The sequence below is a fragment of the Paenarthrobacter sp. CC6 genome (assembly GCF_040560085.1).
GTDB classification, from domain to species: Bacteria; Actinomycetota; Actinomycetes; order Actinomycetales; family Micrococcaceae; genus Arthrobacter; species Arthrobacter nicotinovorans.
In genome coordinates this window covers 78,096-100,895 of record NZ_JARDAN010000015.1, presented here as the reverse complement: position 1 = coordinate 100,895, position 22,800 = coordinate 78,096, and the positions used below count along the sequence as shown (strand labels likewise).

Genomic DNA, 22,800 nt, shown 5'->3' with positions numbered 1-22,800 from the left:
AACCCAAACAACCCCACCAACCCAACAAACCACCCCCAAACCCACCAAAACAACCACCGTGAACCCCATCACAACCCACCCACACCCACGCACCCAACCCAACAACCGCCGTCGAACCCCCAAAGACGACACCCGACACCAAAACAACAACGCTCCCCCACCAAAGTGAGAGAGCGTCGAAGAAAATGAGCAAGCGACCGACCCAAACCCACGGAACGTGAGCAAGCGTCCGATTCAAACCCACGGAACGTGAGCAAGCGTCACAACCAAACCCTAGGGATATGAGCAAGCGACCGATTCAATCCCGAGGGATGCGAGCAAGCGTCCGATTCAAGCCCTAGGGATGTGAGCGAGCGTCGGAAAGAGGGGGCGGTTATCCGGCAGCGCGCGTCCAAGGGAGGAACGACCGAGCGCGCAGAGGATGACCGCCCCCTCCGCGACAGCCACCCCTCCCCGCCGGCCACCTCTCCGCGACAAGCCCACCGGCCTGAGGAACTGAACAACCGGCGCTTAAACACAAAGGGCCGGCAACCATAACGGTCGCCGGCCCTTTCAGAGCTGGGTTGCCAAGGAACCTAGGCCGAGACCTCGATCGTGGCCAGGTTCTTCTTGCCCCGGCGGAGCAGCAAGTAACGGCCGTGAAGGAGTTCGTCCTGGGCAATGACGGCGTCGGGATCGGACACCTTGGTGTTGTTCACGTACGCACCACCTTCGCCAACTGTCCGACGGGCAGCCGACTTGCTCTCGGAAAGTCCGGACGCAACCAGGAGATCGATGATGCCGAGGCCGTCAGCATTGATCGTCGCCGAAGGAAGTTCCGCAGTGGCCGCCTCCAGGGTGCGCTCGTCCAGAACCGTGAGGTCGCCGTTGCCGAAAAGGGCAGCGGAGGCAGCGATGACCTTCTCCGTGGCGTCGACTCCGTGGACCAACGACGTCACTTCGTAGGCAAGCTTCTTCTGGCCTTCGCGGGCAAACGGGCGTTCCGCCACGGCCTCGCCCAACGCTTCGATCTCGGCACGCGAGAGGAAGGTGAACACCTTGAGGCGATCCACGACATCAGCGTCCGCCGTGTTCAGCCAGAACTGGTAGAAGGTGTACGGGCTGCACATGTCCGGGTCAAGCCAGACAGCATTGCCTTCGCTCTTGCCGAACTTGGTGCCGTCGGAGTTGGTGATCAACGGCGTACCCAGGGCGTGCACGCTCTTGCCCTCCACCTTGCGGATGAGCTCGGTTCCGCTGGTGAGGTTGCCCCACTGGTCCGAACCGCCGGTCTGCAGGACGCAGTTGTAGTCGCGGAAGAGCTGGAGGTAGTCCATGCCCTGCAGGATCTGGTAGCTGAACTCGGTGTAGCTGATGCCCTCGTCGGAATTCAGGCGCGAGGCAACAGCGTCCTTGCGGAGCATGGTGCCCACGCGGAAGTGCTTGCCGATTTCCCGGAGGAAGTCGATGGCACTCAGGGGCGCAGTCCAGTCAAGGTTGTTGACCATGCGGGCAGCGTTGTCACCCTCAAAGCTGAGGAAGCGGCGAACCTGGCCCTGCAGGTAACCCACCCACTCGGCCACGGTGTCCTTGGTGTTCAAGGTGCGCTCCGCCGTCGGACGCGGGTCGCCGATCAGGCCGGTGGAACCGCCCACCAAACCGAGGGGTTTGTGGCCGGCCAACTGCAGGCGACGCATCAGCAGCAACTGCACGAGGTTGCCCAAGTGCAGTGACGGCGCCGTGGGATCGAAGCCACAGTAATACGTGATCGGGTCCCCGGCGAGCAGTTTTTCCAGTTCCGTTTCATCAGTGGAAACGTGGACTAGGCCGCGCCAAGTAAGTTCCTGCCAGATGTTGGCAAAGGCGGGATCGTTGTGCTGGGACTCGAGGTTGTTTACGTGTGACACGAGATCTAAGTTAGCAGGGTTGCGGGGACGGTTTTGCCTAGCGCTCGATACCGGCAGGCACCGGCGCGGCCGCGATGAGGCGCAGACGCTGCGTGGCCCGGGTCATGGCAACGTAGAGGTCGCCTACCTTGCCGTGCTCGTGGTTGAGCATCGCGGCCGGCTCAAGGACCACAACGCCGTCGAATTCCAGCCCCTTCGCTTCCTTGGGGCTGATGACCACGATGTCCTGTTCGTAGCTGCCTGCCCCGGCACCGATACGGCGCCCGTAGACCTCTTTCAAGGCCGCGGTTGCCTGCGGCAGCAAGGGACCGTCGGCAATGACGGCCAGCAGGCCGCCGTCGATCGCTTCCACTTCCTCCGGCAGGACGTCCACCAGGCGCTGCACAATACCGTCCGGCTCAACGCGGTCAACGATGGGTGACCACTTGCCCTCGCGCACCGCCTTCGGGGCTGAGACCACCAGCCCGGCCCGGTTGGCCATGCGGACGGCAGCTTCTGCGATCTGTGACGGCGTGCGGTAGTTGACCGTCAGTTCCTCCAGCGTCCAGCGGTCACCGAACGACGGCGCCAATGCGCTCTGCCACGAATTGGCACCGGCTGCGGCACTCGTCTGGGCGATGTCGCCCACGATGGTGAAGGACTTCAACGGGCAGCGGCGCACCAACAGGCGCCACTGCATGGGTGAGAGCTCCTGGGCCTCGTCAACTACGATGTGGCCGAAGGCCCACGACCTGTCGCTCGTGGCGCGCTCGGCAGCGGTCAACCGGCCTTCGCGCTCCTGGTTTTGCTCCGCGAGCTCTTCGGCCGTGACCAGGACGTCGACGCCCATGGCTTCCATGTTGGCCAGGGTCTGCTTGGCATTGGCAAGGTCACGAGCGCGGTCAGCTTCCTGCTGGGCCAATCCCCTGCCGGCTGCCGGATCCAGCTCGCCCAGAAGTTCGGCGGCCTCATCCAGGAGCGGAACGTCTGCTTCGGTCCAAGGCGCGTCGACAGGCCGCTGGAGCAAGGAACGCTGTTCGGGCGTCAGGTGCGGCGTGCACGCTTCGAGGATGGCGGGCTTGCTGAAGAGTTCCGAGATGAGCTTCTCCGGCGTCATCGGCATCCAGCACAAGTTCAACGCGATCCGGACGTCCCTGGCAGAGCGAACGTCCTCGGCAAGGTAGGCGCGATCGGCGTTGTTGCCGATGTTCGATTCCTCGACGAGGTCCGTCAGCTGCTCGGTGAGCTCGCGCAGGAGAATCTTGACGAACGTCAGGCGTGCTTCGTTGTGGGGCTTGCCGGTGGCGCGAGCCTTTTCGCGGGCACGGCGCACTTGGCGCACGGTGAGCGTCAGCTTCCGTGAATCGACTTCCAGGATGCGGTCCTCGGCAGGTGTCCGTTGCCGGTTCGCCACAGCGTTGGCCACCACCTTGGCCATGTCGAGCTTGCCCTTGAGGGCAGCGACGTCGGCGTTTTCCTCGGGGACGGCGTTGATGCCGGGCATCAGGCGGCCGAGGCTGGCCATGACCACCCCTGTCTCACCGAGGGACGGGAGAACACGTTCGATGTAGTGCATGAACGACGACGACGGTCCCACCAGCAGGACGCCGGCGCTCTTGAGCCGGTCGCGGTGCGTGTAGAGCAGGTAGGCCGCGCGGTGCAGGGCAACAGCGGTCTTACCCGTACCGGGACCACCTTGAACAACAAGCGCCCCTGAAATGGAGGAACGGATGATCCTGTCCTGTTCGGACTGGATGGTGCCCACGATGTCCGACATCCGGCCCGTACGCTTCGAATTCAGCGCGGCCAGCAGCGCGCCTTCGCCTTGGAGGGAGTCGTTGTCGGCCAGCATCCCCGCGTCCAGGACGTCATCTTCGATCGCCTTGACGTCGCGTCCCTGAAGGATCAGGTGACGACGGCGGCGCACACCTTGGCGGTCGAACGCGGTCGCCTGATAGAAGTGGCCGGCTTCGGGCGCACGCCAGTCGACCATGAGCCGCTGGAGGTCGGCCGTGGACAGGCCGATGCGACCGATGTACTGCGCCTCTCCGGAATCCAGGTCGAGGCGGCCGAAGACCAAACGGTCGTCGACGGCGTCGAGCTGGGCAAGGCGGTCCTCATACAGGGCAGCGAACGCGTCACGTTCTGAGACGTTCTGCATGGTTCCCACCGCGCCTGCCTTGCGCACCTGCGCCAGCTGGGCGCGCTTTTCAGCGCGCAGCTCATCGAGCCGGGCGTAAAGCCCGGCAACGTATTCCTGCTCGTGGACCAAATCAGCGTCGTGCATCGAACCGTAACCCCTATCGCAAAAGACAGACCTACCATTCTACAGCGATTTTGGTAAACGCGTGGGGTACAAGTCATACCTCGGACTGCGTCACAGGAAAGTCGTACTGCCGGAGGGGAAAGTTACCCGGATGCAGGCCTTTTTCTGGGCCGCGCCGCCTTGTACCTGGACACAGTCGGGTCATCCTCAATCCAGAAACGCCATGGGTATTCGGTGGTGCCGCCCGGTCCCGCCACTCCAACGCGGGGACCGCTGGCCACTGCCGCCGCCGGAACCGCAGGCAACCACAAGCTGAAGGGATCCGCAAGCGCGTCACGGCCGGTGTCCGACGTCGTCAGTCCCAGTGCGGAGGCGAGCCTGGCTGGTCCGCTGGCCAGGTCCTTATGTGCTTTCGAGGCCGGTCTTCGGACGGCGGCGAGGCCTTCGCCGTCGACGATTTCTCCCGCCCGCAGGAGCAAAGCCGAGGGTGAACCGTCGGGTCCGCAAACGATGTTGGCGCAATAGTGCATGCCATAGGTGAAGTAGACGTAGAGAAATCCCGGCGGTCCAAACATGGGCGCGTTCCGGGCCGTGGGGCCGCCGAAGGTGTGCGAACCGGGGTCGGGGTGTTCGGAATCCTTGGGACCCATATAGGCCTCGACTTCCGTCAGGCGGACGGAAACCGGGCCCGCTTCCGAGTTGTGGGTCAGTACAGCGCCAAGGATCAGCGGGGCGATCACACGGGGGTCGCCCTCAAGGAAGCTACGCACTTCCGCCGGGTCGCTGACACCATTGTCCATGGACGAACTCATGACCAGACCCTAGCAACAACCCCCGTAACGGACATGTCCGATTTCCGCTAGCACCGCCCCGGGACGGCTGGCAGGATGAAGCCATGGACTTCTGGCAGCGCTACCGGGCAATCGACGCCCGCGACACCCGGTTCGACGGTCAATTCTTCACAGCCGTCAGGTCCACCGGCATCTATTGCCGGCCATCCTGTCCCGCCCGGACACCCAAGGCCGAGAACGTCACGTTCTATGAAACATCGGCGGCAGCGCACGAGGCCGGCTACCGGGCCTGCAAGCGATGCCTGCCCGAAGCGGTTCCCGGGACGCCCGCGTGGAACCTCCGATCCGATATCGCCGGCCGCGCCATGCGATTGATCAACGACGGCGTCATAACCCGCGAAGGCGTCGATGGCCTGGCGCACCGATTGGGGTACTCAGCCCGCCATCTCAACCGCATCCTCAGCCATGAACTGGGCGCGAGCCCGCTCTCCCTTGCACGGGCAAGCAGAGCACAGACGGCCAGGACCCTATTGGTCTCTACGGACATGCTTCTGGCAGATGTCGCATTCGCTTCCGGGTTCAACAGCGTGCGCCAATTCAACGACACCATCGGTGAAGTGTTCGCCATGACCCCGACGGCGTTACGCGCCACCGGGGCGAAGACCGGCCTGCGCCGTGGTGACGGGGTTTCGGAGGCCACGCCCTCGGCGCTGACACTGAACCTGCCCTATAGGGAACCGTTCGACCCCGGAATCTTCGACTTCCTGGCAGTACGCGCAGTTCCCGGCATCGAGTCTGCGGACACCTCGGCGGACGGAACCCGGAGCTACGCACGCACCCTGCGCCTGCCTCGAGGCAACGCATCCTTCTCTGTCTCCTTCAACCCTGAATCCCGTGGAAAGCCCCTGCAACTGACGGTCAACGCCCTGGATCTCCACGACCTCCCGGCACTGTTGAGCCGGGTCCGGAGACTGTTCGACCTCGACGCCGATCCGCAGGCGATCGATGACGCCCTTGCCATAGACCCCCGTCTGTCCGGCAGAATCCCGGCCATTCCCGGTATCCGGGTTCCCGGCGCGGTGGATCCCCAGGAACTACTGATCCGGGCGATGATCGGCCAACAGATCACCGTCGCCGCCGCCCGCACGGCCCTCACACAGTTGTCGGACGCCGGCTCCCCCGCCGGGGTGGGCGGACCGGGTTTGGATCGACTGTTTCCGACGGCGGCAGAACTCGCCGAGCACGGCCGGGCCCTGCTCCGGGGACCCCGGCGTCGCATCGACTCCATCGTGTCAGCTGCGGAGGCCATGGCTACCGGGACACTTGATTTCGACTACGGCGACGACGTCGAAAGCCTTGGACGCAAGCTGCTCCCCTTGCCCGGGGTGGGGCCGTGGACCGTGGGATACGTCGCGATGCGCGTGCTCGGCGCTCCGGACATTCTGCTGGCCAACGATGCTGCGGTCCGGAACGGATTGAAGGTCCTGCCGTCAGGGGCGGGACTCAGTGCCGACTTCCGGGAAGTCAGCCCTTGGCGCTCCTACGCCACCATGCATTTATGGCGGGCAGCGGCAAAGCCCGTTGCGGTCCGTCCCGCCCGCACGGCAGCCGGCGTCGGCACCCACGCCTAGTGCCGGCGTCGCGCTGTTGAGTCGGCTGGGCGTGAGCAAGCGACCGCACCAACCACGCGGAACGTGAGGAAGCGTCCGCACCAAACACGCGAAACGTGAGCAAGCGTCCGGACCAAACACGCGGAACGTGAGCAAGCGACCGCACCAAACACACGGAACGTGAGCAAGCGACCGCACCAAACACGCGGAACGTGAGGAAGCGTCGGTGGACTACCGGGCAGCGGGTTGGGCGGCCGGCCAGGGCAGAAGTTCGGGCAGTTCGACGCCGTCGGCGGCCGCAGTTGCCCGGAGGCTGCCGAGGCTCGGTTCGCGACCCGCCAACCAGGCTGCGATGTCCGTCAGCATGCCGGTGATCGCAATCGACGTGCCACCGCTGCCGATGCTCAGCTGCGGAAGGCCGGTAGGCTGCAGGACCAGCTTGTATTTCCCGGGCACGCGCGCGGCCAGGAAACCCACAAGGTGTTCGCAGAACGGGCGGCTCCAGGTCTCCGGTCCGAATCCGAGACGCAGGTCCGCAGCATGGATGGTGAGTTCGCGCCACAGCGCCAGGCCGCCGTCGAGGACTGTTCCGTCCCGATAGGCAATCCGGGCTTGCCAGTCGTCAGGACCCAAGGCGTCGAATGCGGCGAGGGCGGAATCCAGCGCAGCGGTGACGGACTCCGTGTGCTGCGCAAGGCTGTGACCGGCGGCCAGTTCAATCGCTTTCGTGCGTCCCTCCATGCCGCCGTCGTACAGTTCGATGGTTTCTCCACGGCGTGCATATTCGAGCTGGCGTGCCATCGCGTCGGCAATGCCCCTGATATGGGCAAGGACGTGTCCGCGGGTCCAACCGGGAAGCTCCGAGGGTTCGGCTACGGACGCGTCGTCCATTTTGGCAAGGAGTCGGGTGACGGTGCCGGCGGCTTTGTGAAGCTCTGCGGGCAGCGTCTCTGGGGTGATCCGGGTCATATCGCCATGCTAACGCAGAGTTAAACGAAGAGCGGGACGGCGCCTTCAGGCACCGTCCCGCTCCCGGCGGACGAGGGTTACAACGCGTAGGAGCGCGCTGCGTCCAGTTCAGCTTCCAGAGCAGCCAGTTGGCGTTCGACGGCGGCCGGTGCGGTTCCGCCTTGCGAGTTGCGGCTGTTGAGGGAACCTTCGGTGCTCAGCACAGAGCGGACCTCGGGCGTCAGGTGCTCCGAAATCGCTGCGTACTCTTCGTCCGTGAGATCCCACAGTTCCACGCCCCGGCCTTCGGCCTGCTTCACCGCTGCCCCGGAGAGCTCGTGCGCCTCGCGGAACGGAACGCCCTGGCGGACCAGCCATTCGGCGATATCGGTCGCCAGCGCAAAGCCCTGTGGTGCCAGTGATTCCATCCGCTCGGTGTTGAACGTGAGCGTGGCGATCATGCCGGACACGGCCGGGAGCAAGAGCTCCAGGGTGTCTGCGGCGTCGAAGACCGGCTCCTTGTCTTCCTGCAGATCGCGGTTGTACGCGAGCGGCAGGCCCTTGAGCGTCGCGAGGAGGCCGGTCAGGTTGCCGATGAGGCGTCCCGCCTTGCCGCGCGCGAGCTCGGCAACATCCGGGTTCTTCTTCTGCGGCATGATCGAGGACCCCGTGGAGTACGAGTCATGCAGCGTGACGAAGGAGAACTCCTTGGTGGCCCAGAAAATGACTTCCTCGGAAATCCGGGACAGGTCAACGCCAATCATGGAGCAAACCCAGGCGAACTCGGCAAAGACATCACGTGAAGCAGTGCCGTCGATCGAGTTGTGCACGGCCGAGAAGAAACCGAGGTCCGCGGCAACAGCTTCAGGATCCAGCCCAAGGGACGAACCAGCCAAGGCACCGGAACCATATGGCGAAACACCGGCGCGCTTGTCCCAGTCCTGGAGCCGCTGCACATCGCGCAGCAAAGCCCAGGCATGGGCCAGGAGGTGGTGGCTCAGGAGAACCGGCTGGGCATGCTGCAAGTGGGTACGGCCAGGCATGGCGACACCATGGTGTGCCTTTGCCTGCTCAACGAGGGCATCGATGGTGGCAAGGACGCCCTGGGCGATGATCCGGGCGTGGTCCCGCAGGAACATGCGGCCAAGGGTGGCCACTTGGTCGTTGCGTGAACGGCCGGCGCGGAGCTTGCCGCCCAACTGGGTCCCGGCACGCTCAATCAGTCCGCGTTCCAGTGACCCGTGCACGTCCTCGTCGCTCTCGGCCGGGAGATAGGCGCCGCTCGCGACGTCTTCGTCCAACTGCGTGAGGGCTGCGAGCATGCCTTCGAGCTCGGCGTCGTCCAACAGTCCGGCCTTGGCCAGCACGCGGGCGTGGGCCTTGGAACCGGCGATGTCGTAACGGGCAAGCCGCCAATCAAAGTGGGTGGACTTGCTCAGTGCGGCCAGCGCATCCGCGGGGCCGCCGGCGAACCGACCGCCCCACAGTGCACCTTCATTTGTCCCTGAACGCTCCCCTACCTCGCTACGCTCGGCCGCCGGGGACCCCTGCGTCCCGGGGCCCTGCTGCGGCGTCACTCGCCTGCGACGCGGAGGTCGCGGCCGGAGGCTACCTTCGAGGACATGCCCCACAGCTCGATGAAGCCGCGTGCCATGGACTGGTCGAAGGTGTCGCCGGTGTCGTAGGTGGCGAGGTCGAAGTCGTAAAGCGAGGTCTCGGAGCGACGTCCGTTGACGACTGCCTGGCCGCCGTGCAGGACCATGCGGATGTCACCGGAGACGTACTTCTGGGTGTCCTCGATGAAGGCGTCCAAGGAGCGCTTGAGCGGGGAGAACCACTGTCCGTCGTACACGAGTTCTGCCCAGCGCTGGCCAACGGTGGCCTTGAAGCGGGCCTGCTCGCGCTCGATGGTGATGTCCTCGAGGTGCTTGTGCGCGGTGATCAGCGCCATGGCACCCGGGGCTTCGTAGATTTCGCGGGACTTGATGCCCACAAGGCGGTCCTCGACGACGTCGATGCGGCCAACGCCCTGCGCGCCCGCACGGCGGTTGAGTTCCTGGATGGCCTGCAGCGGGGTGACCTTGACGCCGTCGATGGCTACCGGCACGCCGGCCTGGAAGGAAATGGTGACCTCGTCCGGTGCCGGCGGGAATTCCGGGGTGGCGGTGTAGTCGTAGATGTCCTTGGTGGGAGCGTTCCAGATGTCCTCAAGGTAACCGGTTTCGACGGCGCGTCCCCAGACGTTCTGGTCGATCGAGTACGGGTTCTTCTTGGTGGTCTCGATCGGCAGGCCCTTTTCCTCAGCGAAGGCGATGGCCTTGTCGCGGGTCAGTGCGAGGTCGCGGACGGGTGCGATGCACTTCAGGTCCGGGCCGAGGGTCTGGATGCCGACTTCGAAGCGGACCTGGTCGTTGCCCTTGCCGGTGCAGCCGTGGGCAACGGTGGTGGCGCCGAATTCGCGGGCAGCCTTCACCAGGTGCTTCACGATGACCGGACGGGAGATCGCCGAAACCAGCGGGTAGTGTCCCTGGTAGAGCGCGTTGGCCTTCAGCGTCGGCATGGCGTACTCGTTGGCGAACTCGTCGCGGGCGTCCGCGACGTAGGCCTCGACGGCGCCGCAGCCGAGGGCGCGCTGGCGGATGGTCTCCAGGGACTCGCCACCCTGTCCGACGTCAACGGCCACGGCGATGACCTCGGCACCGGTGGCTTCACCGATCCAGCCGATGGCTACGGACGTATCAAGGCCACCGGAGTAGGCCAGAACAATGCGCTCAGTCACGAGAGTGCTCCTTTGTTGTTGCTTGGTTCATTCGAATCAAATGCTGTGTGAATCAGTGCTGTGTAAAGCAGTTAGTTGCCGGGGCCGGCTTCCTCGGCCATCCGCAGGAATCTGGCCGCTAGCTCTGCCCCGCCATCGGGATCCCGTGCGACCAGCAGCAAAGTATCGTCGCCTGCGATCGTACCCAATACCGACGGCATCACGGAGTGGTCAACGGCCAGTGCCAGGAAGTTCGCTGCCCCCGGCGGGGTGCGGAGCACCACGATGTTGCCCGATGCCTCGGCGGTTACCAGGAGTTCGCCGCAGAGCCGGGTCAGCCGCGCGTCGAGAATTTCCTGGGTGACCCCGCTCTTGGCGTTGCGGTCGCCGCCCTCCCCCGGCACGGCGTAGACCAATGCTCCATCCTTGCCGCGGACGCGCACCGCGCCCAGTTCCACGAGGTCGCGGGACAGTGTGGCCTGGGTGACCTGCACGCCGTCGTCCGCGAGCAGGGCTGCAAGCTCTGCTTGGGAGCGCACGGACTCACCCGTCAGGATCGCAGTGATGCGGGCCTGCCGGGCGGTCTTGGTGGCCGGGCTTGCGCCCGGCACGGACGGGTTGGCGGACACTAGAACGTGCTCTCCCCAGTGCCTTCGACGGGAGAAAGGCCCTCAACGAACGCAAGCCCGGAGCGGTGCATCAGCCAGGCCATGAGGGCCTTCTGGGCGTGGAGCCGGTTCTCTGCCTCATCCCAGACGATGGACTGCGGTCCGTCAATGACGCCGGCCGAAATCTCGTAACCGCGGTATGCCGGGAGGCAGTGGAGGACGACGGCGTCCGGCGCGGCCTGCGCCATGGCAGCCTCGTCCACGGAGTAGTCGCGGAACAGTTGCAGGCGAGCTTCCTTCTCCGCTTCCTGGCCCATGGACACCCAGGTGTCCGTTGCCACGACATCTGCACCTTTGAGGGCTTCGGCGGCATCGCTGGTGATCAGGACGGAACCACCGGTTTCAGCGGCGCGCTCTTCCGCGGCCGCCACGATTTCCGGTGCCGGCAGGTAACCTTCGGGACCGGAGATGCGGACGTGCATTCCCGCGGTAACTCCCGCCAGCAGGTAGGAGTTGGCCATGTTGTTCGCAGCATCGCCCAAGTAGGCCATGGTCAATCCTGCGAGCTCCCCCTTGTGTTCCTTGACGGCCAGGAGGTCGGCAAGGAGCTGGCACGGGTGGTAGTCGTCGCACAGGGCGTTGATGACGGGGACCTTGGAGTTTTCCGCCATGGCCACCAGGCCCGAGTGGGCTCCGGTGCGCCAGACAATAGTGGAGACCATGCGCTCCAGGACCTTCGCGGTGTCCTCCACGGATTCCTTGTGACCGATCTGCGCTTCACCGGGATTGATGATCAAGGCGTTGCCACCCATGTCGGCGATGCCCGTGGCGAAGGAGACGCGTGTCCGGGTGGACGTCTTGTCGAAGATCACCGCGACCGTCTTCCGGCCGTTGCCTTCCCCGGCGAAGGGCTGCACGCTGTACGGCGCGGCCTTCATCCGGGCTGCGAGTTCCAGAACCTCGGCCTGCTCAGCCGGGCTCAGGTCGGTGTCTTTGAGGAAGTGACGGGTGGAAATGCTCACTTGTTGTCCTTGGAAGTCGTGGCCTTGGCCGTGGAGATCAATGCCGGCAGGGCGGTCAGGAACCGGTCTGCCTGTTCGATGGTCAGGATCAGCGGGGGCGCCAGGCGGATGGTCCGCGGGCCGGGGCTGTTGATGATGAATCCGGCATCCAGGGCCGCTGTCACCATGGCCGGTGCTACGTCGGCGTCCACGTCAAAGCCGATGAGAAGGCCTTCTCCGCGGACTTCGGTCACAGCCTCATGTGCGGCGAGGCCGTCGCGCAGGTGCGCTCCAACAGCGAGCACATTCTGCAGGACACCCTGGCTTTCGATCGCGTGAAGCGTGGCAAGCGCGGCGGCGGTGGCCACGGGGTTTCCGCCGAAAGTGGTGCCGTGCTGCCCGGCCGTGAGCAGGGCCGACGTCGTACTGCCGAACGTGACCAGAGCTCCTACGGGGAAGCCGCCACCGAGTCCCTTGGCGAGGGTCACGGCGTCGGGCACGATGCCCGCGTCTTCGCTTGCCAACCATTTGCCGGTGCGGCCGATGCCTGTTTGGACTTCGTCCAGGATCAGCAGCGCGCCCGCGGCACTGGTGGCCTCACGGGCAGCCCGCAGGTATTCGGTACTGAGGGGCCGGACGCCTGCTTCGCCCTGGATCGGTTCCAGGAATACGGCCGCGGTGGAATCGTCGACGGCGGCGCGCAAGGCGTCGATGTCGTTGAACGGGATGTGGACCACGCCACCGGGCAGTGGCTCGAAGGGCGCACGGTAGGCCTCTTTGGCAGTGAGCGCCAAAGCACCCATGGTGCGGCCGTGGAAGGCGCCTGCAAGGGCAATAATCTTGGTGCGCTTGCCGTCGGCGTTGTTGCGCCGCGCGAGCTTGAAGGCCGCCTCGTTCGCTTCCGTGCCGGAGTTCGCGAAGAACACCTTGGACCCGGCCGGTGCCTTGCTCAGGGACAGCAGCTTCTCGGCAAGGGCAATCTGGGTGGGGCTGGTGAAGAAGTTGGAGACATGGCCCAGCGTGGCCAACTGGCTGGAAATCACCGAGGTGACGAACGGGTGGGCGTGGCCCAGCGCGTTCACGGCGATACCGCCCAGGAGGTCCAGGTATTCCTTGCCGTCGGCGTCCCACACAAGGCAGCCGGCGCCACGGACAAGAACCCGCTGGGGGGTCCCGAAGACACCCATGAGCGACGACGAGTACCGGGCAAGCCAGTCCGCGCCATTACTCACTCCAGTAATGACGGAAGCTTTGGCGTCCGATCCGGCGATGGACCCCCGGGTGTGGTCGGGCACCGCGAAGCGGGCGGGGGGTCCATCGCCGGTCGGGCTGAGGCCAACAGTTTCGCTCATGCGTTCACTTCCTCGTCGGGGACAACTTGGGTGCCGATGCCCGCCGTCGTGAAGGTTTCCAGCAGCATCGAGTGCGGCAGGCGGCCGTCGACGATGTGTGCGCGTTCCACGCCTTCGTCGATGGCCTTCAGGCACGCGGCCATCTTCGGGATCATTCCGGACTCGAGGCGGGGCAGCATTTCACGGAGTTCGGAGGCCGTCAGGGAGGAGATCAGCGAGGACTTGTCCGGCCAGTTGGCGTAGAGGCCTTCGACGTCGGTGAGGATGACCAGCTTGGTGGCGCCCAAGGCTGACGCTACCGCGGCTGCGGCGGTGTCCGCGTTGACGTTGAGGACCTGGCCTGTGGTCTGGAAACCGTTGCCTTCCTCAGTGATCTCGGGGGCGACCGTAGAAATCACGGGGATGCGGCCGGCGTCGAGGATGTCCGTGATACCAGCGGGGTCCACGCCGACGACTTCGCCCACCAGGCCGAGGTCTACTTCCTCGCCGTCCACCACGGTGCCGGTCCGGACGGCGCGCAGCAGGCCACCGTCTTCGCCGGACATGCCCACCGCGTACGGTCCGTGGGAGTTGATGAGGCCAACGAGTTCGCGTCCTACCTGGCCCGTGAGGACCATGCGGACAACGTCCATGGCTTCGGGGGTGGTGACGCGCAGGCCGCCTTTGAACTCGGACTCGATGCCGAGCCGGCCCAGCATGGAGTTGATCTGGGGACCTCCGCCGTGGACCACCACCGGGTGGATACCTACGTGGTGGAGGAACACGATGTCCTCGGCGAAGGCACGCCGAAGGTCATCGTTGACCATGGCGTTTCCGCCGTACTTGATCACCATGGTGGTGCCGGCGAAACGCTGGATCCAAGGCAGTGCCTCGATCAGCGTGCCAGCCTTGTCCTGTGCTGATTCGGCCGAGACGTAGCCCGGTGCAGTCTTCTCGCGGGTGTGCGCAGTCATCGTCATTCCGCTCAGCTCGAGTAGGCGCTGTTCTCGTGCACGTAGTCGTGCGTGAGGTCGTTGGTCCAAATAGTCGCTTCGGCGTCGCCGGCCTGGAGATCAATTTCCACGAGCACTTCGCGCGGTTCGAGGTCCACCAGGTTCCGGTCATCACCGATCGCACCGTTGCGGCAGATCTGGATGCCGTTCATGGCGACGTTGAGCTGGTCCGCTTCGAACACAGCGTCGGTGGTTCCTACGGCGGACAGCACGCGGCCCCAGTTGGGGTCTTTGCCGAAGATTGCCGCTTTGAAGAGGTTGGAGCGGGCCACGGAGCGGCTGACGGTTTCAGCGTCACGTTCGCTGGCGGCATTGAAGGTGCGGATGGCGATGTCGTGGCTGGCACCTTCGGCGTCGCCGATCAGCTTGCGGGCAAGCTCAGCGCAGACGGCGGTTACCGCTTCGCTGAGTTGCTCTGCCGACGGCAGGGCCTCGGAAGCACCTGAAGCGAGCAGCACCACGGTGTCGTTCGTGGACATGCAGCCATCCGAGTCTGCACGGTCGAACGTGACGCGCGTGGCGTCCCGGAGCACTACGTCGAGCTCGTTCGCCGGTACTTCAGCGTCGGTGGTAAGGACCACCAGCATGGTGGCCAGGCCTGGAGCCAGCATCCCCGCACCCTTGGCGATACCGCCGACGGTGAACGGCTTGCCTTCTGCATCCTTACCCGCGAAGACAGCTTCCTTGGAGACGCTGTCCGTGGTCATGATGGCGGTTGCCGCGGCTGCGCCACCGTCCTCGGAGAGCTCCTTGGCGGCGGCTTCGACACCCGGGATGATCTTGTCCATGGGCAGCTGCTCGCCGATCAGCCCGGTGGAGCACACCACGACGTCGGAAGCTGAGATTCCCAGCACCGCCGCCACTTTCTCAGCGGTTGCGTGGGTGTTCTGGAAGCCCTGCGGACCGGTGCAGGCGTTGGCGCCGCCGGAGTTCAGCACTACGGCATCCACGCGGCCATCGCTGACAACTTGGCGGGACCAGTGAACAGGGGCAGCTGCCACCCGGTTGGAGGTGAAAACCGCGGCGGCCGCCTTGGACGGACCATCGTTGACGACGAGTGCCAGATCCGGCTTGCCTGAGGCCTTGATGCCGGCTATGATGCCGGCGGCCCGGAATCCCTTGGGTGCGGTAATGGTCACGGTGCAACTCCCTGCAGGTTCAGGCCGGCTGTTTCGTCCAGGCCGAGGGCAATGTTCATGGACTGCACGGCTCCGCCGGCTGTCCCCTTGGTGAGGTTGTCGATGGCGCAGGTGACGATGACACGGCCGGTGTGCTGATCGAACGCCAACTGCATGACGGCGTGGTTGGAACCCTGCACCGACTTGGTCGTTGGCCACTGGCCCTCGGGCAGCAGGTGCACGAACGGTTCGTCGTCGTAGGCATCCGCCCACGCCTGGCGAAGCTCGGCTTCAGTGACACTGCGACCATCCTGCAGCCGCACTTTCGCTGTAGCAGTGGTGAGGATGCCGCGGCTCATCGGAGCGAGCGTAGGGGTGAACGACACTGTCACGGATTCCCCTGCCGCATTGGACAGTCCCTGTTCGATCTCAGGCGTGTGGCGATGACCGCCACCCACGCCGTAGGGGCTCATGGAACCCATGACCTCCGAGCCGATCAGGTTGACCTTGGCCGCTTTGCCGGCACCTGAGGTGCCTGAGGCGGAAACAATCACGACGTCGTCCGGCTGGAGGAGATTGTTGGCGAACCCTGGCGTCAAGGCCAGCAGGGCCGACGTCGGATAGCAGCCAGGCACGGCGATCCGGGTTGCGCCCTTGAGAACCTCGCGCTGGCCCGGCAGTTCGGGCAGGCCGTACGGCCAGGTGCCCGCATGTTCGGAGCCGTAAAACTTCTCCCACGCTGAGGCGTCCTGCAAGCGGTGGTCCGCACCGGCGTCGATGACTACAGTGCCTTCCGGCAACTGTGCCGCGATCCCGGCAGAGGTGCCGTGCGGCAGGGCCAGGAACACAACGTCGTGGCCGGAGAGGTTCTCCACCGTGGTGTCTTCCAGTATCCGGCTGGCCAAACCGTGGAGATGTGGCTGCAACTCCCCTAGTCTGGAACCGGCGTTGCTGTGTGCGGTAATGGCACCGATGGTGACGTTCGGGTGGCCCGCAAGCAAGCGCAGCACTTCTCCCCCGGCGTAGCCGCTGGCACCGGAGACGGCAACAGAAATAGTCATAACTCCACTATACAGCAAGAATATTCATGCTGTCCGATATTTATGCATGCCCAATGTGAGCTGTCACATTTGTTAGGACATTGCGCGTATGCTTAGTGGAGGGTGATCCAGACCGTGCAGTCCGAACGTCGGCTGCAGCGTTGCCCGTTAGCGATACGGGGCACATATATGGCACCCACGTCCACCGCTGAGCGCCCCAAAGCACGCGCAATTCAGCCAAATCCCGTCGTTCAGAGCTACTCAGAGCTCCTCAAGACCGTCAAGTCCGCAGGGCTCCTTGAGCGCCGCAGCGGCTTCTATATCTGGGTTTTCGTAGCCCTGATACTGCTCATGGCCGGCACTTGGCTCGGCTTCGCCCTCTTGGGCGAGTCCTGGTACCAACTCCTCATCGCCGCCGCAGTCGGTATTCTCTGCACGCAGCTCAGCTTCCTGGCCCATGAGGCCGGACATAAGCAGATCTTCGCTTCACGCCGCGCCAACGATTGGTCAGCCCGCCTCCTGGCCACAGGCATTGCCGGCATCAGCTACTCCTGGTGGGAACAGAAACACGGCGCCCACCACAACCACCCCAACGTCATTTCCAAGGACCCCGACATCCGGAACAACGCCTTGGTCTTCTACGAGGATGCAGCGGCAGAACGCAAGGGCCGCCTGGCGTTCCTCACCAAGAAGCAGGGGTGGTTCTTCTTCCCCCTCCTGACGTTGCTTGGCCTGAGCCTTCAGTTCGACTCGCTTCGTTTCGTGCTCGGCAAGCAGAACGTACGTCACCGCTGGGTAGAGGCACCCATCCTGCTGGCAAGGCTCACGGCCCTTCCCGTACTGGCTTTCACCTTCCTGCCCATCGGGATGGCTTTTGCCTTCCTCGGTGTCCAGATCATGGTCTACGGCTTCTACATGGGAGCTTCGTTTGCGCCGAACCACAAGGGCATGCCCGTCCTCCCCAAGGACAGCCGCGTGGACTTCCTCAACCGTCAGATCCTGACCTCGCGCAACATCTCCGGCGGCATCTTCATGGACTTCCTCCTGGGCGGACTCAACCGGCAGGTGGAGCACCACTTGTTCCCGGACATGGCCCGCCCCCACTTGTACAAGGCCACAAAGATCGTCCGCGAATTCTGCGCCAAGCATTCGATCTCCTACACCGAAACCACGCTGATGCAGTCCTACGGCATCGTGGTCCGGTACCTGAACGAAGTCGGCCTGGCAGCGGGCCGCGGATTCGATTGCCCCGTGGCATCGACGCACGGACGCTTCTAGGCGTTCGACACGGGAGGCCCCAACCTCCCTAGGATGGGTTCTGGAACCGGGCACCGGAAGGTCCGCCCCGGAGTAAGGAGCCACCATGACGCACGCAATCGTTGCACAGCAGCCCGGAGGACCGGAGGTCCTCGAGTTCGCTTCCGTCGAAGTACCGGCACCGGGCCCCGGGCAGCTGCTGATCAAAGTCGCAGCTGCCGGGGTCAACTTCATCGAGACCTACCAGCGCAATGGCACCTACAAGGTGGACTACCCCTTCACCCCCGGCGCTGAAGCAGCAGGCGTCGTGGAGGCGGTAGGCGAGGGCGTTGAAGAGTTTGCCATCGGCGACCGCATTGCCACGGCCGAAGGAACCAGGACCTACGCGGAGTACGCCCTGGTGGACGCCGCCAGGGCGCTCCCGGTTCCTGCCGGCGTCGATGACCACACCGCCGCCGCCCTGCCGCTGCAGGGAATAACGGCCCACTACCTGATGAACTCCTCTTTCCGGGTTGAGCCCGGCCACACGGTGCTTCTGCACGCCGGAGCCGGCGGAGTAGGCCTGCTGTTGACCCAACTGCTGAAGGCCCGCGGGGCCCGGGTCATCACCACCGTGTCCTCCGACGAGAAGGCCCATCTGTCCACTCTCGCCGGGGCTGATGACGTCCTGCGCTATGAGGGCTTCGCCGACAAGGTCCGTGAACTCACCGACGGCGAGGGCGTCAACGTCGTCTACGACGGCGTTGGCAAGGACACCTTCGATGACTCTCTGAGAAGCCTGCGGATCCGGGGGGCCATGGTGCTGTTCGGCGCAGCCTCGGGACCGGTGCCGCCGTTTGATCCACAGCGGTTGAACGCGGCAGGCTCGTTGACACTCACCAGGCCCACCATGGCGCACTTTGTACAGAATGCCCAGGAACGCCGGTGGCGCTCGGCCGAAATTTTCGACGCCGCAGCCAACGGCACTCTTGCTGTCAGGGTCGGCGCCACGTACCCCCTGGCCGAAGCGGCCCAGGCCCACAGGGACCTGGAGGGACGCCGGACCACCGGCAAGGTCCTGCTGGTCCCGTGACGGCCGGCTTGTCCTGTGACGACCGGCTTGTCCCGTAGGGGCAGCGCCCGGCCCCAAACTCCCGGTGACGTTCCGGCGAACATCGCAGCAACGGACTGTGACGGGCAAGAAGCCACCGACATCTTTTGTTCACCTTCCTGCGAAAAGCTGACCCCGTGAGCACAGAACATTCCGTGGGGGCCGGGCAGACGCCTGCCCTGACCACGTACCGCCCCCAGCTGCCGGGCGGCACCGCAGCACCTGCCGAACGTACCCTCGTGGACATCCTGGAGGCCACCGCGGCTTCCTTTCCGGAGTCCTCAGCGCTGGACGACGGCCACAAGTCACTTAGCTACACCGAACTTCTCGCCGCCGTCAGCTCTTTTGCGCGGACCCTGAACGCAGCGGGTCTGGGCCCTGGTGCGAAAATCGGTGTCCGCATGCCGTCCGGAACCAATGAGCTCTACGTGGCTATCCTCGGCATCCTGATGGCCGGGGCCGCCTACGTGCCCGTCGACGCCGACGATCCCGAGGAACGGGCACGCTTGGTGTTCGGGGAGGCCAAAGTGACGGCAGTCATCGGTGCGGGGCTGGACGTCCGGCTTTCCGGTGCTTCGCGCGCACCTCTCTCCAATCCGGCAAGACCTGGGCTGGACGATGATTCCTGGATTATCTTCACTTCGGGATCCACCGGCACTCCCAAGGGTGTGGCCGTCAAGCACCGTTCGTCCGCCGCCTTCGTGGACGCCGAAGCCAGGCTCTTCCTCCAGGCCGAACCCATCGGCCCCCAGGACCGGGTGCTTGCCGGCCTCTCGGTGGCCTTCGACGCCTCGTGCGAAGAGATGTGGCTGGCCTGGCGCCATGGAGCGTGTCTGGTGCCTGCGCCCCGCGCTCTGGTTCGCACCGGAATGGACCTCGGTCCCTGGCTGATCAACCACGGCATCACCGTGGTGTCCACAGTGCCGACGCTCGCCGCCCTGTGGCCGGCCGAGGCACTGGAAAACGTCCGTCTTCTCGTTTTCGGTGGCGAAGCCTGCCCTCCGGAGCTCGCCGAGCGGCTCGCTGTGGACGGTCGCGAAGTCTGGAACACCTACGGCCCCACGGAAGCCACCGTCGTTGCGTGCGCCGCTCCCTTGGGCGGACCCGGCCCCGTGCGGATCGGGCTTCCGCTGGACGGGTGGGACCTCGCCGTCGTCGATTCCAGTGGCGTTCCGGTCGCCGAAGGTGACATCGGCGAACTCATCATCGGCGGCGTCGGCCTTGCGCGCTACCTCGATCCCGCCAAGGACGCCGAGAAGTACGCACCCATGCCCACGCTGGGCTGGGACCGGGCCTACCGCTCGGGTGACTTGGTGCGGTTCGAAGCCGAGGGCCTGATCTTCATGGGCCGGGCCGATGAACAGGTCAAACTCGGCGGCCGCAGGATTGAACTGGGCGAGGTCGATGCAGCGCTGCAGTCCTTGCCCGGCGTCGCCGGTGCGGCTGCTGCCGTGCAGACGACAGCGGCCGGCAACCAGATACTGGTGGGCTATCTGGCTCCCGTTGACGGTTACGAGCTGAGCATGGACGAAGCCCGCAGGTTGCTTGGCGAAAGCCTTCCGGCTGCGTTGATCCCCTTGCTGACCGTGGTGGATTCGTTGCCCACCAAGACCAGCGGCAAGGTGGATCGCCATGCGCTCCCCTGGCCCCTGGCCGGCGCCGGCGCTACGGAGGCGAGCAACGCCCCCTTGAACCTGCCCGATGACGCCCGCTGGGTGGTGGAGCAATGGGAAGCGGTCCTCGGCAGTCCCGTGAGTTCGCTCGACGCCGATTTCTTCGCCTACGGTGGCGGGTCCCTGGCAGCGGCCCAGCTCGTCTCCGCCCTTCGCGTCAGGTACCCCACCATTACCGTCGCCGATATTTACGCGACACCGCGCGTCGGCGCACTGATCGACGCCGCCCGCCAGTCACTTCCCGACGGCGGCGCCCCGGGTCCCGCTGCCGAGCGAACCGTCCGCCCCACCGCCTTGAAGTCGCAGATCTTCCAAGTCCTGATGGGCGTTCCGTTGCACATCCTGGTGGGAATGCGTTGGCTGACCTATCTCATGGCTGCCAACAAGTTGCTGGCTGACTTCGCCGGTTTTTCTGCCGCTCCGGTCGTTTCCTGGTGGTGGATCGGCTTGTCCTGGCTGATCTTCGTCAGCCCACTGGGACGCATGGCCATCTCCGTGGTGGCGGCACGATTGCTGCTGGGAAGGGTCGAGCCCGGTACCTACCCCAGGTCCGGCAAGACCCACTTGCGGCTGTGGCTGGCCGAACAGATCCAGGACCTGTCCGGCGCCATCGGGCTGGCCAGCGCCCCATTCGTTCCCTACTATGCGCGTGCCCTCGGGGCCAAAATCGGCCGGGACGTGCACCTTCACTCGCTTCCGCCCGTCACTGGCCTCCTGTCACTGGGCAGCGGAGTCAATATTGAGCCCGAGGTGGACCTGTCCGGCTGGTGGGTGGATGGCGATTCGGTCCACATTGGCCAGGTCCATGTTGGAGCGGGCGCCGTTGTGGGTTCCCGCAGCACGCTCATGCCTGGAGCCAGCATCGGCGCCGGGGCCCACGTAGAGCCTGGCTCCGCAGTTTTCGGCAAGGTCAAGGCCGGCCACCTGGTGGCGGGCTCACCGGCGGAACGGCGCGGCAAGGCCAAACACGATTGGCCCGAAGCGATGATCCGTCGTTCGGCGGTCGACCGGCTGTGGCTCCTTGCTTTTGCTGGCGCGTCGGCCCTGCTCGCCCTGATCCCCTACATCTCTGCCTTCGCCGGTGCCATGGTCATCCTCGCCTTCATCCAAGGACACGATTCCTTGGAAACCGCGCTCCCCGGGATCGCCCTGTCCGCACCGTTGGCAGCGCTGGTGTGGTTCCTCGGTAACCTCCTTCTGATTCTTTTGATGGCCAGGCTCCTGGGCGTGGGACTCAAAGAGGGGCATTACCGCGTCCGCAGCCGCATCGGCTGGCAGGTGTGGGCAACTGAACGCCTCCTGGACATGGCACGGGACCTTCTCTTCCCCATCTACGCCAGCCTGTTCACACCTGTCTGGTTGCGCTTGCTGGGAGCCAAAGTGGGCAAGAACGTGGAAGCCTCGACGGTGCTGCTGGTCCCCAGGATGACCACCATAGGCGACGGCGCGTTCCTCGCCGACGACACCATGGTGGCTTCCTACGAACTCGGTGGCGGCTGGATGAAGATTGCCCCGGCCAAGATCGGGAAACGCTCCTTCCTCGGCAACTCGGGCATGACCGCTGCCGGACGCAATGTGCCCAAGAATTCCCTCGTCGCGGTATTGTCAGCCACCCCGGCCAAAGCCAAATCCGGAACATCGTGGCTGGGCAGCCCGCCTGTGAGGTTGCGCCGCACCGCCGTCGACGCTGACCAGAGCCGCACCTTCAAGCCGCCGTTCAAACTCAAGCTGGCACGGGCGTTGTGGGAACTGTGCCGGCTGGTGCCCGTCATCCTCACTGTTTCCATCGCCGTGGCCGTCATGGTGTTCCTGGACTGGATCGCGCGCGGATGGGGCTACTGGATTGCTGCCCTGCTGTGCGGCATCGTGATGCTGGCCGCTGGAGCGGTGGCAGCGCTCAGCTCCATTGTTGCCAAATGGGTTCTGGTGGGAACCATCCGGGCCGGCGAACACCCCCTGTGGAGTTCGTTCATTTGGCGCAACGAGGTGGTGGACACCTTCATCGAAATGGTCAGCGCGCCGTGGTTTGCCAGGTCGGCGGCGGGCACTCCGGCCCTGGTGTGGTGGCTCCGCGGCCTCGGCGCAAAGATTGGCCGCGGCACGTGGTGCGAAAGCTATTGGCTGCCCGAAGCCGACCTCGTAACCTTGGGCGAGAACTCCACCGTCAACCGGGGTTGCGTCGTCCAAACTCACCTGTTCCATGATCGCGTCATGAGCCTGGACACCGTGACACTGGGCAACGGGGCTACGATGGGGCCGCACGGCGTCATCCTCCCCGCGGCCAGTATCGGTGACGGCGGGACTGTTGGTCCGGCGTCGTTGGTCATGCGCGGCGAAACCGTCCCCGCAGGGACGTACTGGATGGGTAACCCGGTGAGCCCGTGGGTGGGTCCGTCAGCACAAGCTCCCCGTCTCAAGTAGATTGGGAGCT

The 22,800-nt window shown here is 65.0% G+C and carries 16 protein-coding genes; 4 read left to right on the top strand and 12 right to left on the bottom strand.

Going from position 1 to position 22,800, the window contains the following annotated elements:
* Positions 1-575: 575 nt before the first annotated feature.
* The 3 genes from tyrS to PV760_RS15430 all read right to left on the bottom strand — a co-directional run bounded on the left by tyrS (position 576) and on the right by PV760_RS15430 (position 4,931).
* Positions 576-1,886 carry a tyrosine--tRNA ligase gene (tyrS, locus tag PV760_RS15440; RefSeq protein ID WP_354628175.1) on the bottom strand — a complete coding sequence of 437 codons (1,311 nt, stop codon included), beginning with the start codon at positions 1,884-1,886 and terminating at the stop codon, positions 576-578.
* A 37-nt stretch (positions 1,887-1,923) separates the two neighbouring features.
* A complete protein-coding gene (locus PV760_RS15435) occupies positions 1,924-4,152 on the bottom strand; it encodes an ATP-binding domain-containing protein (RefSeq protein WP_275778930.1) in 2,229 nt (742 codons plus the stop codon).
* Positions 4,153-4,274: 122 nt separating this feature from the next.
* Positions 4,275-4,931, bottom strand: coding sequence for a DNA-3-methyladenine glycosylase (locus tag PV760_RS15430; protein WP_354628180.1), 657 nt, complete (start codon positions 4,929-4,931; stop codon positions 4,275-4,277).
* 95 nt (positions 4,932-5,026) lie between these two features.
* Between PV760_RS15430 and PV760_RS15425 the strand changes: the two genes are divergently transcribed.
* Positions 5,027-6,553, top strand: a complete 1,527-nt coding sequence (locus tag PV760_RS15425; RefSeq protein ID WP_354628174.1) for a DNA-3-methyladenine glycosylase 2 family protein — start codon at positions 5,027-5,029, stop codon at positions 6,551-6,553.
* 210 nt (positions 6,554-6,763) lie between these two features.
* On the opposite strand, the gene PV760_RS15420 is transcribed toward PV760_RS15425, so the two are convergent.
* From PV760_RS15420 to argC, 9 genes are all read right to left on the bottom strand, one after another.
* Positions 6,764-7,501, bottom strand: a complete 738-nt coding sequence (locus PV760_RS15420) for a maleylpyruvate isomerase family mycothiol-dependent enzyme (protein WP_039240664.1) — start codon at positions 7,499-7,501, stop codon at positions 6,764-6,766.
* A 77-nt stretch (positions 7,502-7,578) separates the two neighbouring features.
* Complete coding sequence (gene argH, locus PV760_RS15415; RefSeq protein WP_039240662.1) at positions 7,579-9,057, bottom strand: argininosuccinate lyase; 1,479 nt, start codon at positions 9,055-9,057, stop codon at positions 7,579-7,581.
* Positions 9,054-10,259, bottom strand: a complete 1,206-nt coding sequence (locus PV760_RS15410; RefSeq protein ID WP_018779118.1) for an argininosuccinate synthase — start codon at positions 10,257-10,259, stop codon at positions 9,054-9,056. The genes argH and PV760_RS15410 overlap by 4 nt, the downstream gene beginning before the upstream one ends.
* Before the next feature lie 71 nt (positions 10,260-10,330).
* Entirely contained in the window at positions 10,331-10,867 is a 537-nt protein-coding gene (locus PV760_RS15405) for an arginine repressor (RefSeq protein ID WP_039240660.1), read from the bottom strand.
* Positions 10,867-11,868, bottom strand: coding sequence for an ornithine carbamoyltransferase (argF, locus tag PV760_RS15400; RefSeq protein ID WP_018779116.1), 1,002 nt, complete (start codon positions 11,866-11,868; stop codon positions 10,867-10,869). The genes PV760_RS15405 and argF overlap by 1 nt, the downstream gene beginning before the upstream one ends.
* Positions 11,865-13,199 (bottom strand): acetylornithine transaminase, encoded by a 1,335-nt coding sequence (locus PV760_RS15395; RefSeq protein ID WP_181423352.1) that lies wholly within the window; start codon positions 13,197-13,199, stop codon positions 11,865-11,867. Before PV760_RS15395 ends, argF begins: the two co-directional genes overlap by 4 nt.
* Positions 13,196-14,152, bottom strand: a complete 957-nt coding sequence (argB, locus tag PV760_RS15390; RefSeq protein WP_018779114.1) for an acetylglutamate kinase — start codon at positions 14,150-14,152, stop codon at positions 13,196-13,198. The genes PV760_RS15395 and argB overlap by 4 nt, the downstream gene beginning before the upstream one ends.
* A gap of 11 nt (positions 14,153-14,163) precedes the next feature.
* Positions 14,164-15,330, bottom strand: coding sequence for a bifunctional glutamate N-acetyltransferase/amino-acid acetyltransferase ArgJ (gene argJ, locus PV760_RS15385; protein WP_354628173.1), 1,167 nt, complete (start codon positions 15,328-15,330; stop codon positions 14,164-14,166).
* Entirely contained in the window at positions 15,327-16,370 is a 1,044-nt protein-coding gene (gene argC / locus PV760_RS15380) for an N-acetyl-gamma-glutamyl-phosphate reductase (protein ID WP_055977881.1), read from the bottom strand. The genes argJ and argC overlap by 4 nt, the downstream gene beginning before the upstream one ends.
* A 168-nt stretch (positions 16,371-16,538) precedes the next feature.
* Here argC and PV760_RS15375 point away from each other — a divergent pair, with 168 nt between their 5' ends.
* The 3 genes from PV760_RS15375 to PV760_RS15365 all read left to right on the top strand — a co-directional run bounded on the left by PV760_RS15375 (position 16,539) and on the right by PV760_RS15365 (position 22,790).
* Positions 16,539-17,627: a fatty acid desaturase family protein gene (locus PV760_RS15375; protein ID WP_018779111.1), complete on the top strand. Its 1,089-nt coding sequence runs from the start codon at positions 16,539-16,541 to the stop codon at positions 17,625-17,627.
* An 85-nt stretch (positions 17,628-17,712) separates the two neighbouring features.
* A complete protein-coding gene (locus PV760_RS15370; RefSeq protein WP_354628172.1) occupies positions 17,713-18,678 on the top strand; it encodes a quinone oxidoreductase family protein in 966 nt (321 codons plus the stop codon).
* A gap of 155 nt (positions 18,679-18,833) precedes the next feature.
* Entirely contained in the window at positions 18,834-22,790 is a 3,957-nt protein-coding gene (locus PV760_RS15365; protein ID WP_354628171.1) for a Pls/PosA family non-ribosomal peptide synthetase, read from the top strand.
* Positions 22,791-22,800 lie beyond the last annotated feature (10 nt).

Bases quoted from the DNA above. Each gene is read 5' to 3' on its own strand.
- PV760_RS15435 (WP_275778930.1), bottom strand. From the start codon at position 4,152: ATGCACGACGCTGATTTGGTCCACGAGCAGGAATACGTTGCCGGGCTT.
- argC (WP_055977881.1), bottom strand. From the start codon at position 16,370: ATGACTATTTCTGTTGCCGTCTCCGGTGCCAGCGGCTACGCCGGGGGA.
- PV760_RS15395 (WP_181423352.1), bottom strand. From the start codon at position 13,199: ATGAGCGAAACTGTTGGCCTCAGCCCGACCGGCGATGGACCCCCCGCC.
- argB (WP_018779114.1), bottom strand. From the start codon at position 14,152: ATGACTGCGCACACCCGCGAGAAGACTGCACCGGGCTACGTCTCGGCC.
- PV760_RS15370 (WP_354628172.1), top strand. From the start codon at position 17,713: ATGACGCACGCAATCGTTGCACAGCAGCCCGGAGGACCGGAGGTCCTC.
- PV760_RS15430 (WP_354628180.1), bottom strand. From the start codon at position 4,931: ATGGACAATGGTGTCAGCGACCCGGCGGAAGTGCGTAGCTTCCTTGAG.
- PV760_RS15425 (WP_354628174.1), top strand. From the start codon at position 5,027: ATGGACTTCTGGCAGCGCTACCGGGCAATCGACGCCCGCGACACCCGG.
- PV760_RS15375 (WP_018779111.1), top strand. From the start codon at position 16,539: ATGGCACCCACGTCCACCGCTGAGCGCCCCAAAGCACGCGCAATTCAG.
- PV760_RS15420 (WP_039240664.1), bottom strand. From the start codon at position 7,501: ATGACCCGGATCACCCCAGAGACGCTGCCCGCAGAGCTTCACAAAGCC.